We start from the raw sequence: 17,787 nt of genomic DNA, 5'->3' as shown, positions 1-17,787 counted from the left end.
ATTCTCTTGAGTTTCCATTCATTCTAGTAATTATTATTTTGAAGGTTATGTTGACTTAACACTATTTCATAAAAATAATCAAATGCCTCATCTTCATTATCCATCTCTTTAATTATAAAGTGGCCACCTCGCTCTCTTGTTTCGAAGATTTTCCATTTGTCTTGATCATATATACATCCTAATACAAGCGGTTCATCTGTTATTGAATCTAGGACCATCAGGTATTCATCACCAATAGTTAGTTTCTCTTCCTTATATCTTTTTAAGAACTCTTGTTTTGTCATAGACTGTCCTCCCTTTAATACTTAGGTATAATTCCTACATACTCTAACCAATTAGCGGTGTTACAATTTGCTATGCACCACAAGTAGACAATAATATTACATGCAAAAAAGTACTTGATTTCTAATTTCCAATCAAGTACTTTCAAAAAATAAGTCACCTTTAAATTATTTTTTTTACCTTAATAGCTATATAACTATAATTTAGTAGCAAGCATCAACTATTAAAGGGTATTACTTTTTATATCTTCAAACCACTCATTAGCAACATGGTCTGCTGTTTTAATATCATCATGAGTATAAACTAAATCATATTTATAATTAGCACTAAATTTTCCACTCTTTACATCATAAATTAATTTCATTTCTGTTGGCATATCTCTTTCATATTCCTTGCACAATAATTTTACTTTTTGGATATCTTCACATATTATACGTAATACCATAGACTGACGTTTTGGAGATACATCATACTCCCCCGTTCCATCCTTTACAGCTTCATTCAATTTATGAGGTTCAACATAACTATTATTAATTAGATATAAAAAATTAGCAGAAATAATTCCCTCTTCACTTGAACCATAAACATATACTTTATCTGCTTTGTCCTCAACATACTCCATACATATAGAAATCATATCTGCTTGTAATTCACTAAATTCATCTTCAAATTCTTTCATAATACTCATTCACTCCTTAAGCTAATTCTCGGCTAACGGAAGGACAGTTTCCTCGTCTCATAGGATTCAAATAAGGTCTGAAGATCCTTGACTGGTCATGATACGCCCGGATATAATCTTCTGATTTTTGATCTATTAGTTTGGGATGGGAGAAAAAATAAAGCCGACATACAGCCGGCGTATAGTTTTGAGAATGTACTCAGTATATGATAGGAAGAATGAACCTGTCCTTAGATAAACAGTTCACCTGTTACCAAAAACGCAACTAAATGGTTTAATGGTTTAATGGTTTAATGGTTTACTTTTCTTCAAATTCCTTCATTCTCTCTATTAAACCTAAATCTATCTTTTCTTTGTTTTGATTTACATATTTGTATTCAAAATATTTTATTCTATCTGTTGGACCAAATTCACTTTCATGCCAATTTGTATAATCAAAATGCACCTTTAATTTACCTGTATCATTTAAAAGTAATGTCACGGAAAACCAAGGATCTTGGTCAAAATCATCAAAAACTTTTTGGAGTTCAACCGTTAGTTGAAATAATTTGTGTAGTTCTTTTTTATAAGCCCTCTTATCTACACTATATAATTTTGGAATATAATGTGAAAACACGTGTTGTTCCTCGCCTTTAGGAGTAAAAAAGAAAAATACGCCTCCTTCTCCATCCTTAACTTCCCCATTAAAAAACAAATTATTCCATTCAGTAGGAATCATATCATTAACCTGTTGTGCTATTTCTTTATACAACTCGTTTAATTTTGTTTCAAAACTCATCAATATCAGCCTCCTGATTTATTTGAAATCTCGCGAAATACTGGAAATTCGCCTTCAATTTCATATGCGACAATAAAGGAATCTGGTCGCATTGAATTATGATAATAGACTGGTTCAATACTGACAGAGACTTTTTTGGGAGGTATTTCTTTTAATGCATGGGCCCACTCAGTCTCCATTTCGTACCAGACTCCCCCCTTCTATTAATTTGGCTATTTTGTGGTACAAGATTATCAATATCAGGAGGGCCGTTAAATTGCGCTCCTATTAAATGGCCACCATCATCATCAGGCAACCTGTCTATTCCACCCACATTTGCCTGAGCATATTTATTCCTATTAGCCTTTTTCAATACAAGTTCGGGAGCATCAACAGTTATAATACGGCCCAAATCATCGGTAGTATATTTGTAGTTATCATTGGTTTCATACCTAGTATTTGGAAGTAATTGTTTCTTACCATTTTCACCTTTTATTATGTGCTTTCCAAAATCAATTTCTTTAACTTCGTTGACTGTAATACTATTACCCGTACTCTTATTATCATTCGCACCACCATCTACCCGCTCAACCTCAGTCTTAATCCTAACAATCGAATCATCCACCGCACGATTCGGACCACTACTCCTAGAAACCGATGCAACGCCACTTTCCGCTACATCACCGACTTTCCCAACCGCATTCCCCGCAACACCATTCGCCCCAACAGCCACCCTATTCGGATTCCCCGCAATCTGCATGCCGCCTCTAACGTCTTGAACAAATTCACCCATGCCACGTTTGATGCCTTCAAAGGCGTTGTGCTTTTTCACGATGGCTGCAACGTCTACTTTGCTGCTTCCAGCTACCTTGCTTAAGTTTGAGTTCGGGATCTTTCCTGCGACTTTGGCGAGGCTGGCTGATTTTCCTGCCATGCCGACATACGGGATAAAGGCTGTGGAGACATTTCCTGCGACATAAGCGACTCCTTCGTCTTCATAGGTATCGGAGAAGGATTGTGTGATCGCTTCAGCGACGCCCATCGGATCCTTGATCGCCTGCATGGCGGCGGATTTATAGCCCTCGACTCGTTTATCCGCTGCTTCCTTAAAAAAATCGGGTTCCACGGAATCAGGAAGTTGATGGGAGGTGTACACGATCCCAGCGTCACCGGCTACCGTGACGATGCCTTTTCCGATTTCATATAAACCAAGAACGAGTCCTTTTCCAAAGCCATAAATGTCAGAGGGAAGGTCTTCGACACCGTCCCAAACGCCTTCAAAAAGACCCGTGTACGACATTTTTAGTTTTTGAGCTTTCCCATAATAGTCGTCATCCGTATTCTCAAATGGCTTCACTTTAGTATTGTAAATGCCCCAGAGGTCGTCCATTTTTTGTTGAAGGACGCTTTCAGACCGATTGATTTCACGACGAATTTGATTCAAGTTGGCTTCATTACTTCGGCTTTTTTCGATTTCACTTTCTGTTGGGTCATCAAAGAACGAGAAAGTGTTGTAAGGTACCCGGCTTGCGACGCGTGAAGCTTTACCGACATTCCCAGATATCCCACGTTCGATTTGTTGCAGATTGACCCAAATATCATTTCGATCCACTTGCATCATCGCTTGTCGCGCTAATGGCGTGATGTAGGCATTTGTATCAGACACATAGGATTCAAATAAGGTTAGGAGATCCTGAATTTGTTCATGATAAGCTCGGATATAATCCTCTGGTTTTTGATCTAGTAGTTTGGGATGCGAGAAAAAAATAAAGCCGGCATACAGCCGGCGAATAGTTGCTTATTTATCCTTAAAACTGAGGAGTTTAATTCGTGGTTCCCAGGGACAATGAACCTGTATCCTTGTCTTTCTTTCACTTAAGTTCAAGTTTCTTGTAAAGAATTAATAAAATCAGAGAAATGGTTCGAAACTAATAGGATATACTCATCCTTTAACTCATTATCTTCTTCAAAGTAATCCATATCGCAAAAGAAAATTTTATCTTCTCCATAAATGTCAAGACAAATTAAACTATCAGCAGGGTCAATTCCAATTGGTATAAGATTAGAAGGGAGAATTTCGCTATGATTATATTTCTCAAAGAATAGCCCTAAATTCAAATCCTCTTCTTTAGAGATTGGAAGAAACAACATAACAGAGGATGTAATTTTTCCATCAGAGGTTTTAAACCTTCTATTTTTTGGTTTACCACCATTATTAAACAATAGAAATGATTTATAGGCAGAAGGTAAATTGATATCGTATTCACTTTCAAATAGTTCGATGTCTGTAACACTCAAATTATTAAAAGAATACTCATATTTAATATTCACTTTTTCACCTCCTATTTTATATTTCGTTTAAAGAATATAATCTCTCTAACAAATCTGTAAACGACTTACAAATCGTATTAGTTACTGATCCATCTAATTCATCGTAATCATAGAAAACAACTTCAGGAAATAGTTGGTTGTCACGATAATCAAAACATATTAAATTTCCAAATGGACCTCTAGCAAATGGAAACAGTTTTTTCGAAGAAAATTCTTCATACATTTTTATATTTAAATCTTTATTCGTAAAACTAATCAAATTATTAAATACAACTTCGATTCTTCCATCATCACAATCAAAAATATTTGGTTCTGGAAAGCCACCATTATTATTTATTATACATTTTCTGTAATCAGATGGAAATTTGACGGGACACAGGGACAGGTACATCGTCCCAACAATAATCTAATAAACCAAAAGGCATAAAGCTAATCGTAGTAATTTTTCTTACAAACAGTAGTAAAGTAGCTGGCAAGTTAGTAACACTTACAAACGTCGTCGCTTTTTGACTTATGGGTGGAACAAGAAACCTGTCCCTCTTATTTTGAATCGTCAGGACGGTTCTGCTGAATCCATCTCATAAAGAAAGGAGCATTAATTACTGGAATAATTAATGCTCCTTTTCACTTTATTTCAAAATATTAAATCATGTGATTCGTTCTGAAGATGCTTTTTCATTTTTCACTGGGAGGAGAAACCTGTCCCTAAGTATGAGTTCCATCAGTATTAAAAAATGGGAGGTTATTAATTAACCTATTTGCGATGCGTTAATCAGAATCATATAAGTTATCAAGGAACTCAGAAAAACTATCTGCAAGGATAAACATATTGTCCATCTCTTCTTCGGGCTCTACATCATGCATCCAAAAATATACTTTTTCTAGGTAATCTCCACTAATTCCAATTAAAATTTCATTTCCTGCTGGATCATTAGCAATTGAAATGAATCCTGCAGGTATTTCACCTTCTAAAACCTCAAGAACTTTACCTAAATTACTTTTCATGTTACCAATTCCATAAAATTTATTTACTAAGCTTTCTCCCTCAACTTCTGAAATTTTGAAGCCGGATTCTTGAGGAAATCCTCCATTATGTTCTAGTAAAAATTCTATATACTCCTTAGGTAGCTTAAGATTATTTTCATTTTCAAATTTTTTTATATCGTCTAAAGTAATTTTTGGATTTTCACTAAGTACTTTTGTCATGGTCTCACTCCTATAATATTATTTATTTTTCCCATTAATTTTTGATTGTCCACCAATGTGTCTAAACTCTCTGTGGATATCTTCATCTACTAACATCATAGTTTTTCCATCTTGATGATGATGCCATGTATATCCTTCTGGTGGTCTTCTAACATCTATTATTGGTGGATCGGTATCTATAGTAAGTTTTGCCGCTTTATTTGCATTTTCAAAATCTTTCGGATTGTTTTTAGGCGAATAAACTTCTATTTTTACAGGCTGAACATTTGGATGCATATATGGTTTAAAGTCGGGATAACCATTCGGGTATCTTACAGATACACCAGATTTGTTAGTATAAGTCCAAACACCATTATCATCAATGAATATACTTCCACCCTTCTTATACCATTTATCTGGTTTAGGCGAATTCATTGGCTTAAATTCTAAAATTTCTTTAGAAATATTTTGTATGTCCAATTTTTCGCCCTTACCTGTACCCTTCTCACCATAAACCCTATCAATCTCAGTCTTAATCCGCGAAACAGGATCATTCCACACATTATAAGGAGCGCCACCTTTAGAAACTCCCTCAGCACCCGCTCCAGCTAACGCTGGTTGAGCACCCTTCCCATCAACCTTAACATTCTTCGATGGATCCGCAACGTCTTCAATTGTTTTTGCGGTTGTTCCGATTTTGCCGAGACCTTTATCCCCTATTGCTCCAATTCCTAATGATGTTAGACCGTAAGTAATGAATGCCGTTCGGCTTTCGGCGTCGCCGTTCACAAAGTCTCGATCCCAGGCTTCTTTAAATCCTTGCCACATGTATTTCGGTACATCCAACACCTTCCGAACATTTCCCTTGGGATCATCGAAAATGTTCTTATAAAAGTTTATCGTTTCTAGGCTTTTAAATAGTAATTCAGGGAGATCTTCCTCATCGCGGTATAAAGCGAGGTTGGGTCCAAATGCTTTTTCAGCTAACGCGTTAAGATCCTTAAATCCCTCAATCATATCGTCCACTGCATTCCCGCTACCAACCTGCACACCTTTTACCACATCACCCAAAAAGCTCCGTGCCGTATTCCGCGCTTCATCAACTTTCTGCTGCGTCTCTCCCCACCAGCGATCCACATAGCTTGAGTACCTTACCACACTATGCGACACATCCTGGCGTACCTCGTCTAGATAAGCCGTTGTTTTTGATAAAGGATCAAGCACGACACTTTCATACGTTTGCTTCACCCTACTCTGAATCACCTGTGGGTTCAGGGCATGCTGGAGGTACGGAAACATCTCTCCAAATACGCCATCATATGAAGCCGTAAGTGGATTTTTCCCAAAAAGACGGTCACTCCAGCTTAATGCTTCTCCCGTGATAGGATCATAATTCTGAAACAGCTTGTTTAAACCACTGAATTTTAATGCCATAAGACCAAACTTCGCCGAAAGCGACCTATCCTCTTCCGTCATTTTTCTCTCAGTTAATTTCACTGCCGCCTGTAAGTCATGGAGCTTGTCCCGGTATTTGCGCATCTCATACTGTAACTCCGCTTGAAGAGCATCAATCTTACCGGTGTTCGCGCCCGTGATGTTCATTAGAAGAGATTGATAGTTCCATTTAAAATCGCTGATCGCTTCATCTGCTTTTCGCTCGGCATCCTGGATGCCGCTTGCCAGCTGATCTAATTGTTCTGGTTTAATTGCTATTCTCGTCACTTTAGGCCCTCCGCTTTCTGAAGAAGTCGGTCGATTTCTTCGTTAATCGCAGAGGTCAGTTCCTCATGAACCGCATACACACTTTGAGTTGCGTGTTCGAGTTCTCCGATAAGCGATTCATAAGCTTCACGTGCCTCTCCAACCCAATTCGACGAGTAAGTCGAATGATGGTGATCAAAGACTCGTTTACTATCATCGATATCAAATCTAGCTTCCCTTACCTTTCCTAGATACGCTTCCAACGCCTCGGCTTCTGCCCGATACTTCATACGCTCTAAATAACGTTTAAATTCTTCTAGTTCGTTTAACACCGCAACCTCCTTTTCGACCAAACCTCGTTTCACCACAAATGAAGTCTATGTGTACGTCTAGTTAGGTATAGCCGCTGTATTGTCGAGCAGGAAATGATCGCTCTCATATCTTCCATTAATTTCTAAACTTAGAATACCCTCTCTTTCCCTTCTTTTCTATGTCTTTCGACGCATTCCACAAAAATAGTCCTTTTCTACCAAGAGAAAAGGACTATTTCTATGAACCTCTTATGCTGTTTACAAGCGTATCTACTTATTATCGTTTCCACTCACCCGATCCATCACTTCCACCAACCGCTCCGGTTCCCGTGATCCAATCAAAACCTTCTCACCGTTCACGTCGATTAAAACGCCCTGCTTCCCACTAATGGAATAAGCCTTCTCCCCGCTGAAACTCCATCGGATTCCCCATCCACCAAACCTACGAAGTGGACGGTAGTTCAAACTCTCATAACGCGTAATATCCTGATAGAAGAAAACACGAGGTGTTAGATGAAATGGGACAAATCGCACATTAATCCCATCGTCCCTCACCTCAGTAATCAGTCGCAGCCATCCGAGCATCACGATTGGAAAAGCAATCCCGAAAATAATCCATAACATGATCACTTCCATATCAGTACCTGGATGACTCCCAAACGGAATGCCCATCACGACCTGACGGAAAAAGCCAATCCACATTAGGATCGCGATGCCTAGCACAATCGCCCAGATCCAGATCTGGTTTGGACGCTGGACTTCTTTGTAGTGGATTTGCTGGTTCAAATTCATCAGCCCCTCCCTATACCTATACTAAGAATAACACCCTGAGCGAACAGAAACTCTTCAACCACTCTTTAAAGTATGCTGCAGGGATTCAAGTTAGAAAGCAGGTTGATTATAGAAATTTTGTTAACCTCACCTCGGCAACGTGAAAAATTCCTTACTCTCACTATAGTTCCCCGCAAGCCTTCCAAGAGGAGAAAGCTTTTCGAGATCAACTTTATAGTTTCCTAGATACACCTCATCCTGAATATGATAGTGCTTCATTTCCCCAAGAACAAGGGCATTAGATCCAAGCGGAAGTATTTGATGGAGCTTGCATTCCATATGAATCGACGCTTCTTTCACCCGCTTCGGCTGCACCGTCTTACTATCGATCGGTGTTAACCCAGCATGCTCAAATTCATCGACTTCCGCAGGCACGTTCTCTGCACTTTTTTGCATTTCGTTTCCAAGAGAGCTCGACACCACATTGATGACAAACTCTTTTTGAGTCCGGATATTTGCGAGCGTATCCTTCTCCATACCCTCACGCTCACCTGATCCCTGACCGATAGAGATTGCGAGAATGGCAGGTTTTGTGGAAGCAACGGTAAAGAAACTAAATGGTGCTAAGTTATGAACGCCGTCTTCAGACACGGTTGATACCCAGGCAATCGGCCTTGGAACAACGGAGCCAGTTAGTAGTTTGTAAATATCTTTTGTTTTTAGGTCAGAAGGGGTTAAATCCATTGGTTTCACTCCTCTATGTACTTTTGTTTCAAATACCTATTTCTGAATTCAAAAGTTAGTCGTAACAAGACATAAAAAAACAGCTAAGTGTATATTTTCTGGAATAATCTACCCTGAAACAAAATGGTAGAACGGGGGTCTGCCTTATAGAATGTCCTGGATCAAGAGAATGCTTATCCATTTAGATTACCAATCTACCCTTTACGTGTTACATTCTATATTTTTTTCTAAACTCTTATTCACCAACCATACCGTCATTATCATTATCACGCATATAAGGATATAACCAATGATCACTCATGATCGGCATACTGAAACCTGCTGCCTCTGCTTCTTTAATCGTCACTTGTCCATTACCGTTTGTATCAATACTAGAAATATCACCCTCTGTGTCTGAAGGCGTTGAATCGTCAGGCTCGCTCTCAGTTAAGCCGAGCGATGCGTTGACCTCATCAGGGTTCACATTGTCAAATGTATCAACGATCTCATTTCCGTTCAACGTATACGTGTACTGATAACTTGAAGGTATCTGCTTTTCCGTATCCGAATAGGTGATAATGGCTTCGAAATCAGTAGCTTCACCTGCGCTACGGATCGCGTCTTCCATATAAGCTTGATCACCATGTCGGTTGAGTGTACTCTCTTGTGGGGTAATGTTATAAGCATTCGATACCCCTCCGAGAGAATCAGCAATAATATGTCCTTCGTCTAACACGTCACTTTCGACGCCCGGAACCTTTGCCTCATCAGAATAGTACCGTCCAGACGATAATACAGGTTCGTTACGATCATCTTGTAGAATGATTTCGTCAGCAACGACGCGTACGAGTTGTCCGTATTCATTCGTAAATGCCCAATATTCACGGTCACCGTACCCAATATCAACAACGACATTAGGTTCTCGATGTCCAGACAAATCACCACCATCAACTTCAATAAGTTTGTATCCTGCGAACTGTTCATCTTCTGTTGGGTCTGGTGTTTCGTCTTCTACTGATTCATCAACAACCGTACTGTTCGTTTCTTCTTTTTCACTATTTTCATTTGTTTCAACTGTACTTACTTCTTGTGTATTTGTTTCTGCATCTTTATTGGATGCCTCTTCTAAATTGGTACAACCAACTATAAAAATGATCGTTAAAAATAAGATGAAATAGTTCATTTTCGTTTTCATATTAGAACGCTCCTATAATAGGGAAATTTCGTAATGTTAAAAAAATCAAAAGAAAAAGTAAAACAGGATCCATTATTTCTTCTATCACTTTTATTATCCATTACTTTGAGAGTTTAATTTTACCACATTAAATAACTTCAAAAGCATTCAGAAAAAATACACGATTCATTTCAAAAATAGTTTTACAGCTTATTCTTAAAAGCATCCAAGTCTAATCTCCAAACATCCACGATTTCGAATCATCAAAATGAATTGGAAAAAATCCTCTTTTATCAACATTTGCTCACATCACACTCTCAATATAATCCCCATTTCCTCTCACAATTTGAAGCCCCTGCTTCTCTAATTCCAGCCACAAATATCGATCCAGCGCATAAGGGGATTTCTGTTGTAGCGAAAGCAATGCATCCTCTGTCAGGAATATCTCATAAGAGCGATTTTCCTTTTTAATAATGACCTCATAGTCAATGAGCTTCATCACGATGACTTCATATGCCTCATCCCACTCCTTCAGTTGACATTCAATGACTTCTGCCACGTGTAATAAAAAACTTTCCCCATCATAACTTTTCGCCATGACGCTTCGTGCAAATCGATTTACGTTCACAAACTCATCCCCCTTATTCTTATAAACAAGGTATTTAACAATTGAACAAAAAAGGCTCTCCATCGCAAATGAATGCAACAAAGAGCCTCCGCTATCCGTGCGTTATCATTCAAAGCCATGCTTTGCAGGTTGGAGCACCTTACCGCCTGGCAGGTTGCTGTGAAGTCAGTGAGCCCGTACTCTCGTTCACTCGTGATAACCTTATTTAGTTGGTTATAGTTTACTTCAATAATGGTAGACTGTCCACGATAAATAAACAATAAAATGTTTTTAGAAAGTGTTCTTATTGTGGTTAGTATATAGCGAGATAAGAAGTTCTTTATCCTTCAAATTCTAATAAGAATTTGAAAAATTATTTAAGTCTATCAATAATTCTTCCCCATCCATTTTCTTCAGTTGCATAGTAATCACCCTTTATATAAGTGCCTCCAATTACTTCGATAGCTGAGAAGTCCTCGAGTGGTGTAGTAGGATCTCCTCCTAGCTCTACTTTAATTGCCCCACTTTGTTCAAATTTCGTCTTAAAATCAGGCGACGTATCTCTTGCAATCACATTTTGGTAAATGACACCCTTCCCCTCTGGATGTGGAACGGTTTGTAAATTTAAATGAGGAGTAAATTCCACACCTGGAAGTTCGATTTCTTCACTCTTTCGATCAAACTCCAATGTAAGTATTTCTTTTCCCTTTTTAATTGCTTTTGCGATAACTTTATCTTCCCTCTCCTCAAGAAAAAGCTCCGCATACTTTTTTGGGTATCCCCAGAGTTCTCGCCCTGCCGCTATAGCAAAGTCTTCATTTTCATATTCAAATAAGTAATGTCCACCTACCACGTCTTTGTATCTTGCCGGAACTACAATTGCACAATCCAGAAATGACCCTTTATCACAGTTTCCAAAATCGGATATTGTAATAGCAATAATATTATCAACATATTCAAATGGTGTTGGTTCTAAATACTTCTGGATAATATCTTCCTCAACTCTAGCGAATGCTGTTACAGTTCGGTTGTCTCTACATTGATAAGGAACGAAGGGATCAGGGATAAGTGGTGATTGAACAGGGACATTACTTCCGCTTTTTACATTTACAGTCATAAATAAGATTCCTCCATTATTGTTAGTTTACGTTTTTAAACTCTTCCTTACTTAATTTCAAATTCACTTTAGTAAATTTACTAATAATTAATATCGCTGCGATAGAAGCTAACGCACCAGGTATAAGTTCATATAAGTAAGCGGAGTAAGGTGTGTTTTTCCAAACAATAGTGACTACAGCACCAGTCAGCATACCTGTAAATGCTCCCCACTTAGTTACATTTTCATAGTAGAGACTCAAAATTAGCAGTGGTCCAAATGCTGCTGCAAGACCTGCCCAAGCGTATAAAACTAGTGTAAATACAGCTTCGATATTTAATAAGGCAATAGATGTCGCAACAATCCCTAACCCGACCATCGTTAATCGACTAATCATTAAATATTGCGAATCCGTTAGCTGCTTCTTCTTAAAACTTTTCAGAATATCACTGGCAATTGCCTGTGTAGCAACCATAACTTGTGAAGAAAAGGTAGACTGAATGGCAGCAAATATCGCTCCCAACACAATCCCGGCCAGTATAGGTGGCATCAATTCTGCAGTCATTTGCGGAAAAACGTATTCTGCATCATCAAGATTCGGGATGACTATTCGTCCAATTAAACCAAGCAAATTGGAGCCTGTCATTACGATAATCACCCAAATCATAGCAATCATAGACCCTTGTCTTATGGTTTGATCATCTTTGGCAGAAAGAAACCGTTGTACGATATGAGGTTGTCCTGGACCTCCAAGTCCAAACACAACCAATCCCATGATCACTCCGAACGCTGCTGCGCCAGTTGAACCTCCACCACTAGAAAGGAGAATGGGATCGATGCTACCTATTTGCTGAAAAAATTGATTCCAACCTCCTAATTGAACAATCATGTAAGCTGGAAATAATACAAGGACTCCAATCATAATGAACCCCTGCACTACATCAGTCCATACCACCGAACGATAGCCTCCGAATATGGCATATCCAATTACAAATGCAGCACAAAGAATTAAACCAAGACTAAAATCCAAACTAACAATTGCATCCAGTGCTTTACCGGCTGCTGTTAATTGTGAAGCCATATATGCAACAAAAAATAATACAATGATAATACTCGTTGTTACTTTTAAAAGATGGCTTTTGTCATTGAATCTTTTTTCAAAATAATCAGCAAGACTTAGACTATTGTTTTCTTCTGTAGCTTTTCTAAGTCTAGGAGCAACTATGAACCAGTTTAAAAGATAACCAACAATGAAGCCTGGAAGCATCCACATAGTAGATATACCAGCTGAATAGGAATAACCAGCAGCTCCAATGAATATCCATCCACTCGTATCAGTTGAACCGGCACTAATAGCAGTAGCAACAGGACCAAAACTCCGATCACCTAAATAATAACCCTCCTCACTCTTTGAAATGAACCTTTCGGCCGCGACACCAATAACAAAGACTATGATCAAGTAAATAATAAAAGTCGTTATCAAGAATGCCTCGCCTCCTTCTTCTCAATCCATTTAAGCAAACCATACGTGGTAACAATTCCAACAACAGGAACGATGATATAAAAAAATGGTACTAGAAAAGGCACTTCGCTCAATCATTCCACCCCCATATAATATTTTCAACTCAACTATATATTAAGCAAGTTTCATGCCAAAATTAAAAGTTGATAGAACGAATACATTCATCAGCTGGTTATGACAATCACTCATAAAGCTACTAAAAAAACTACTCATTTTAGAGTAGTTTTCGATTTAGCTACTTCCTCTTGGAGGTTATATTTTTTCACTTTCTTATCCAACGTTTGCTGTGGAACATCCAGTTCTCGTGCCGCTCTTGAAACATTGCCTTCCGATTTTTTTATCGCTTCTTGAATTAATCTGGATTCAAGTTCCTCAACTTCTTTTTTCAAAATAATTCTATCCTTTTTTAAATGGTGATCATTGCTTGATTTTATTGGCATACTCAAAATGGAATGTGGTTGAACGTCATTTAAGCTAAGGTAATCTTTTGTTGTAAGATTCATTCCTCGTTCTATCATATTTTTTAATTCTCGTATATTACCAGGCCAATGGTACTTATAAAAAAACATCATTGCTTCTTCTTCGACATGTTGCACTCCTTTATCTAGAACTCTGTTGAACATTTCAACAAAATAGTTAACCAAACCTGGAATATCTTCCAATCGATTTCTAAGTGGCGGAACTTCTATCAAGAGCACATTCAACCGATAATAAAGATCTGCCCTCATTTTCCCTACCTTCACAAGTTCCGATGGTTGGACGTTCGTTGCAGTAACCAATCGAACTTCAACTCCCCGCTCTTTCAAATCTCCTACTCGGCGTACCTTTCCTTCCTGAAGAACTCGTAACAATTTTGATTGGAGAGAAAATGGCATTGAATTTATTTCATCCAGAAACAAAATCCCCCCACTTGCAAGTTCGAATAACCCTTCACGATCTTCGGCCCCAGTAAAACTCCCTTTAACTGTTCCAAATAATATACTCTCAAGTAATGATTCGGGGATCGCAGCACAATTCTGTATGACTAAGGGAATATCCCTATGCCTACTTGCATGCTCATGAATTTCTTGAACAATCAATTCTTTCCCAGTCCCTGTCTCGCCATAAATTAAAATTGGTGATGGGCTAGATGCTATTTTTGCGATTAAATCTTTAAGGTACTTCATTTCAGAACTCTCACCAATCATTTTCGATGCCATTCCATTGTGCTTATTACCGTAGAAATTCGGGCCTTTCCTCAACTTCTTTATTTCATTCAATTTTTCAGACATACTTTGTAATCCTGATACATCTGAAAAAATTTCGTAGACTCCAATGATATTGCCATTTTTATTAATTGGATAGGTGGAAGTAACTGTCGTCTTCCTTTCACCCTTATTCGTAACAAAAGTTTGTATATGGTCTTTAATAGGTTTACCGGTCTCAAATACATTAAGAACTGTACTATTTTGCTTACTTAAGCCAGGAAAGATTTCAAATAGACTTTTTCCCAACAAAGTCGCAACAGGAAAGCCCATTTCCTCAGCTGATTCATTTATATAGATTGCATTGAATTCTGAATTTACAACAATGACTCCCTCTCTCATAGTTGAAAAAACTTCGCTGATAAAATTTTCATTTCTAAGTAACTTACTTTGATCTAAATCTCTTTCCATTATTCCTACCCCCTCAAATTTCTACTCTAATTAAATCATACTACATTTAATAATTGATTTGACGGGCCTAATTTCTATCTGTTATCTCCTTATATTTACCTTATATAAAATCGTTTATATTGATTTAAAAGTCGACATAAGGTAATTTTTCTGTAGCATTAGGTACCAGATATAAGCAAAAAAGTATAAAGCAAAAAGACGAGATATCATCTCGCCTTCCTCTCAAAATGCTCATGCAATCGATACTCACATATCTCTTTCATCCATTTATAAAGAACCTCATTCTCGTCCTGTTCCACTACCAAATCAAACGAAAAAGCCCTATCTTCATATACAACCAAGCCTTTAGAACTCCCGCTCCACTTCGCCATAGGCATTCTGTCAATTAGACTAGCGACTTTGCTCTCATCATATTCCCACAACGCTCTAGATCCTTTATCCGAAAAATCGATTTTCCGTCTATACTCTTTTTCAGTCAAATACTGATGAAAATAGGGAGCGACTTCTTCTGGAGTTACAGATATTAACCAATTCTCCCTTCCCCTACTTAGCATATATTGAAGAACGATCATCTTATAGCTTTTTGCCATTCCGGTTCGTTCTACTTCCTTGATCCAGCTTTCATAAGAGTTGTATACTTTTGCTTCGAAAGAATCCAACTCCCCTGCCCACTGCAGAAATCCTGGATAAGAGCCGAATTCCTGTCGATACTCTCGACTATTTTCTCTGCCATACAAATGAAGTTCTAAATAACTTGGACGCCTACCAAGCTCTAGCTTCAAATCTTGATACCCATCAAAAAGCTTCTCTTTCCTTGGCTGCCTCTTCTTATTCAATTCCTTAAGTAGATTGACCACTTTTAGATCAAGATTTAATTCACAGTTTGCAGGTACAACTGGTTCAATTGTTTTCTTCTTACCTGATTGCTCTGGCGAAGTATCAAACAATGAAAGCTTGATATCCGCATTTCGATAGTTTCCAATTAAATCAATGATATTACAGTATTCTTTTCCATTAAAAAGTCTGAGTCCTCTTCCAACCTGTTGTGTGAAGATCGTTAATGATTCAGTTGGCCTTGCGAATAAGAGGGTATCAACTGGTGGAATGTCTACGCCCTCATTAAATAGATCCACAGTAAAGATAATGTCAATCTCATCATTCGTTAATGCATCGATCGCATCTTTTCTTGAGTAATCCCGTGACTTTGAATGCAAGCTTATCGCTTTGTAGCCTTTATCATTAAAATACTCTGCTAGAAAATTCGCTTGTACAATCGATGAGCAAAATCCAAGTGAACGTGACTGTTTATGCTCTAGCCATGCACGAAGGATTTTATCCGCTACTTCATCTTTTAACTGTGCTGTTAGCAACTCTTCTTGATCATACTTATTCCCAAGCCAAGTAACATTTGAATAATCCGTTTCATCATAAACACCAAAATACCGAAAAGGCGTTAACCAATCGTTCTGAATAGCCTCAATAAAATGCATTTGATACGCCACATTACCGCCGCATATCCCATAAACATCTTTACTATCCATTCGATCCGGTGTAGCCGTAATTCCAAGTAAGAATGATGGTATGAAGTAATCAATGATTCCCTGATACGAGGTAGCTGCAGCATGGTGAAATTCATCTACAACAATCAAGTCAAATTCATCTGGCTTAAATTGCTTCAAATTCTTCTCCTGTCCAATTGTAAAGACAGAAGCAAACAGCATGTCACCCTTATCTTTCACTCGTCCATTGTAGATCCCAGTTGAACGATCAGGAAGGACATGCTGAAATGAGTTCTTCGCCTGGTACAGAATCTCTTCTCTATGCGCAATAAATAAGACTCGTTTAAAAGAACGAGCAAAAAATCCAGCTAGATAGGTTTTCCCGATTCCAGTGGGCAGGACAACCATCGCCCTGGTGTAACCTTCTTCCAAGGTTGCTTCGAGAGCTTCCAAAGCTTCAAGTTGAGCTGGTCTTGGCTCTAGAACAGTTCTTTCAGGTTCTATTCCATACGGCAATCTACTTTCGTGAATCGCACTAGTTTGATCCGGAGTACCAAGAGTCATTTCAACTTCTTCTAACTTGCTCCACTTTTGCAGGAGATCTGGGTACTTTTCATGATACTTCTCATAACGCTCTTTATATAACTGAATGGATTCTTCATTTAAAGGAATGGTATTGTCGTGATAAAACGTATGTAAAAATAAATCTTCCGCTTCCTGGTATGTTGATGGCGAGCTGCTTTCAGGAAGGAACAGGTTCCATTCCACACCACTCGTTAGAGCCGATCGTGATAGATTAGAAGAACCAACGAGGAAAGAACCCGTATCTAACTCACTTCCTAATAAGTATGCTTTTGGATGAAAGGAACGCCCGTTGCTTTGATATAAGCGAAGCTCAATGCCTTCCAATTCTAGTAACCATTGAAGGGCCACCGGTTGTGTAACGAATAAATAATCACCAGCACAAAGCTTAACCGTCTTTCCTCTCGCTAATGCCGATTCCAAATGCTGATAAAGAAGCTCTACCCCTGACTTCATAACAAATGAAGTCAGGATATAAATCGAATCAGCTGACTCGATTTCTGGTACAAGGTGATCAATTAATCTTTCTGTAACAAGTTGAATCTTACTCATCTTCCACATCAATCAGATAGATCTTTTCTTCAAACCCGCCACGCTTCTCTTTTTTCTCTTTTCTCACCTGTTCAAGTTCTTCATACGATGAATGATGTACAGTCGTTAGAGCATGGATTAATTCAAGGATATCTGCTAGTTCCTCAATAGAATGGCTATCTCCATCTGCTTCAAGGTACTCCTGAAGCTCTTCTTTTAATTTTGATTGAAGTTCTTCCTTATATTCGAAGTCATTTAACGTGGTGATATTAAAGTCTTTTCCAGTTGCTTTGATGATTTCTGGGATACGGTCTCTGATTAGCTTGTTGTAAGTTGGCATGGTCATCCACCTTTCGCAATTTGATATAATTCAATGATAAT

At 38.2% G+C, this 17,787-nt stretch carries 19 protein-coding genes and 1 riboswitch; all 19 genes read right to left on the bottom strand.

The window, feature by feature from the left end:
• Window positions 1–23 precede the first annotated feature (23 nt).
• Entirely contained in the window at window positions 24–284 is a 261-nt protein-coding gene (locus ATG70_RS02385; RefSeq protein ID WP_098442781.1) for a hypothetical protein, read from the bottom strand.
• A 221-nt stretch (window positions 285–505) separates the two neighbouring features.
• Window positions 506–961 carry an immunity protein YezG family protein gene (locus ATG70_RS02380; RefSeq protein ID WP_098442780.1) on the bottom strand — a complete coding sequence of 152 codons (456 nt, stop codon included), beginning with the start codon at window positions 959–961 and terminating at the stop codon, window positions 506–508.
• A 298-nt stretch (window positions 962–1,259) separates the two neighbouring features.
• On the bottom strand, window positions 1,260–1,739 hold the full coding sequence (locus ATG70_RS02375) for an immunity protein YezG family protein (protein WP_098445688.1): 480 nt from the start codon (window positions 1,737–1,739) through the stop codon (window positions 1,260–1,262).
• Window positions 1,740–1,744: 5 nt separating this feature from the next.
• A complete protein-coding gene (locus ATG70_RS22945; RefSeq protein WP_373560749.1) occupies window positions 1,745–1,918 on the bottom strand; it encodes a DNA/RNA non-specific endonuclease in 174 nt (57 codons plus the stop codon).
• The gene (locus ATG70_RS22940; protein ID WP_373560748.1) at window positions 1,891–3,384 is read right to left on the bottom strand and encodes a DNA/RNA non-specific endonuclease; all 1,494 of its coding nucleotides are present in this window, start codon (window positions 3,382–3,384) and stop codon (window positions 1,891–1,893) included. The genes ATG70_RS22945 and ATG70_RS22940 overlap by 28 nt, the downstream gene beginning before the upstream one ends.
• 215 nt (window positions 3,385–3,599) lie before the next feature.
• The gene (locus ATG70_RS02365) at window positions 3,600–4,049 is read right to left on the bottom strand and encodes an SMI1/KNR4 family protein (protein ID WP_098442779.1); all 450 of its coding nucleotides are present in this window, start codon (window positions 4,047–4,049) and stop codon (window positions 3,600–3,602) included.
• A gap of 16 nt (window positions 4,050–4,065) precedes the next feature.
• Window positions 4,066–4,440 (bottom strand): SMI1/KNR4 family protein, encoded by a 375-nt coding sequence (locus ATG70_RS02360; protein WP_098442778.1) that lies wholly within the window; start codon window positions 4,438–4,440, stop codon window positions 4,066–4,068.
• A 377-nt stretch (window positions 4,441–4,817) separates the two neighbouring features.
• Window positions 4,818–5,255, bottom strand: a complete 438-nt coding sequence (locus ATG70_RS02355) for an SMI1/KNR4 family protein (RefSeq protein WP_098442777.1) — start codon at window positions 5,253–5,255, stop codon at window positions 4,818–4,820.
• Between the two features lie 18 nt (window positions 5,256–5,273).
• Window positions 5,274–6,956, bottom strand: coding sequence for an HNH endonuclease (locus ATG70_RS22705; RefSeq protein WP_257147588.1), 1,683 nt, complete (start codon window positions 6,954–6,956; stop codon window positions 5,274–5,276).
• On the bottom strand, window positions 6,953–7,267 hold the full coding sequence (locus ATG70_RS02345; protein WP_098442776.1) for a DUF5082 domain-containing protein: 315 nt from the start codon (window positions 7,265–7,267) through the stop codon (window positions 6,953–6,955). Before ATG70_RS02345 ends, ATG70_RS22705 begins: the two co-directional genes overlap by 4 nt.
• A 249-nt stretch (window positions 7,268–7,516) precedes the next feature.
• Window positions 7,517–8,038, bottom strand: coding sequence for a DUF6141 family protein (locus ATG70_RS02340; RefSeq protein ID WP_098442775.1), 522 nt, complete (start codon window positions 8,036–8,038; stop codon window positions 7,517–7,519).
• Window positions 8,039–8,164: 126 nt separating this feature from the next.
• Window positions 8,165–8,761, bottom strand: a complete 597-nt coding sequence (locus tag ATG70_RS02335) for a flavin reductase family protein (protein ID WP_098442774.1) — start codon at window positions 8,759–8,761, stop codon at window positions 8,165–8,167.
• Between the two features lie 235 nt (window positions 8,762–8,996).
• Entirely contained in the window at window positions 8,997–9,935 is a 939-nt protein-coding gene (locus tag ATG70_RS02330) for a DNA/RNA non-specific endonuclease (protein WP_098442773.1), read from the bottom strand.
• A gap of 283 nt (window positions 9,936–10,218) precedes the next feature.
• Entirely contained in the window at window positions 10,219–10,542 is a 324-nt protein-coding gene (locus ATG70_RS02325; protein ID WP_142329538.1) for a hypothetical protein, read from the bottom strand.
• A gap of 99 nt (window positions 10,543–10,641) precedes the next feature.
• Window positions 10,642–10,744: riboswitch (SAM riboswitch) on the bottom strand.
• 150 nt (window positions 10,745–10,894) lie between these two features.
• Window positions 10,895–11,638 (bottom strand): acetoacetate decarboxylase family protein, encoded by a 744-nt coding sequence (locus ATG70_RS02320; RefSeq protein ID WP_098442771.1) that lies wholly within the window; start codon window positions 11,636–11,638, stop codon window positions 10,895–10,897.
• A gap of 22 nt (window positions 11,639–11,660) precedes the next feature.
• Window positions 11,661–13,100 (bottom strand): sodium/proline symporter, encoded by a 1,440-nt coding sequence (locus ATG70_RS02315; RefSeq protein ID WP_098442770.1) that lies wholly within the window; start codon window positions 13,098–13,100, stop codon window positions 11,661–11,663.
• Between the two features lie 248 nt (window positions 13,101–13,348).
• Complete coding sequence (locus ATG70_RS02310; RefSeq protein WP_098442769.1) at window positions 13,349–14,794, bottom strand: sigma-54 interaction domain-containing protein; 1,446 nt, start codon at window positions 14,792–14,794, stop codon at window positions 13,349–13,351.
• A 206-nt stretch (window positions 14,795–15,000) separates the two neighbouring features.
• Entirely contained in the window at window positions 15,001–17,427 is a 2,427-nt protein-coding gene (locus ATG70_RS02305) for a DEAD/DEAH box helicase family protein (RefSeq protein WP_098442768.1), read from the bottom strand.
• Window positions 17,420–17,746, bottom strand: coding sequence for a nucleoside triphosphate pyrophosphohydrolase (locus ATG70_RS02300; RefSeq protein WP_098442767.1), 327 nt, complete (start codon window positions 17,744–17,746; stop codon window positions 17,420–17,422). Before ATG70_RS02300 ends, ATG70_RS02305 begins: the two co-directional genes overlap by 8 nt.
• Between the last annotated feature and the right edge of the window lie 41 nt (window positions 17,747–17,787).

The sequence above is a fragment of the Bacillus sp. es.036 genome, assembly GCF_002563635.1.
Classification (GTDB): domain Bacteria; phylum Bacillota; class Bacilli; order Bacillales; family Guptibacillaceae; genus Guptibacillus.
This window is presented reverse-complemented; position numbering and strand designations above follow the sequence as displayed.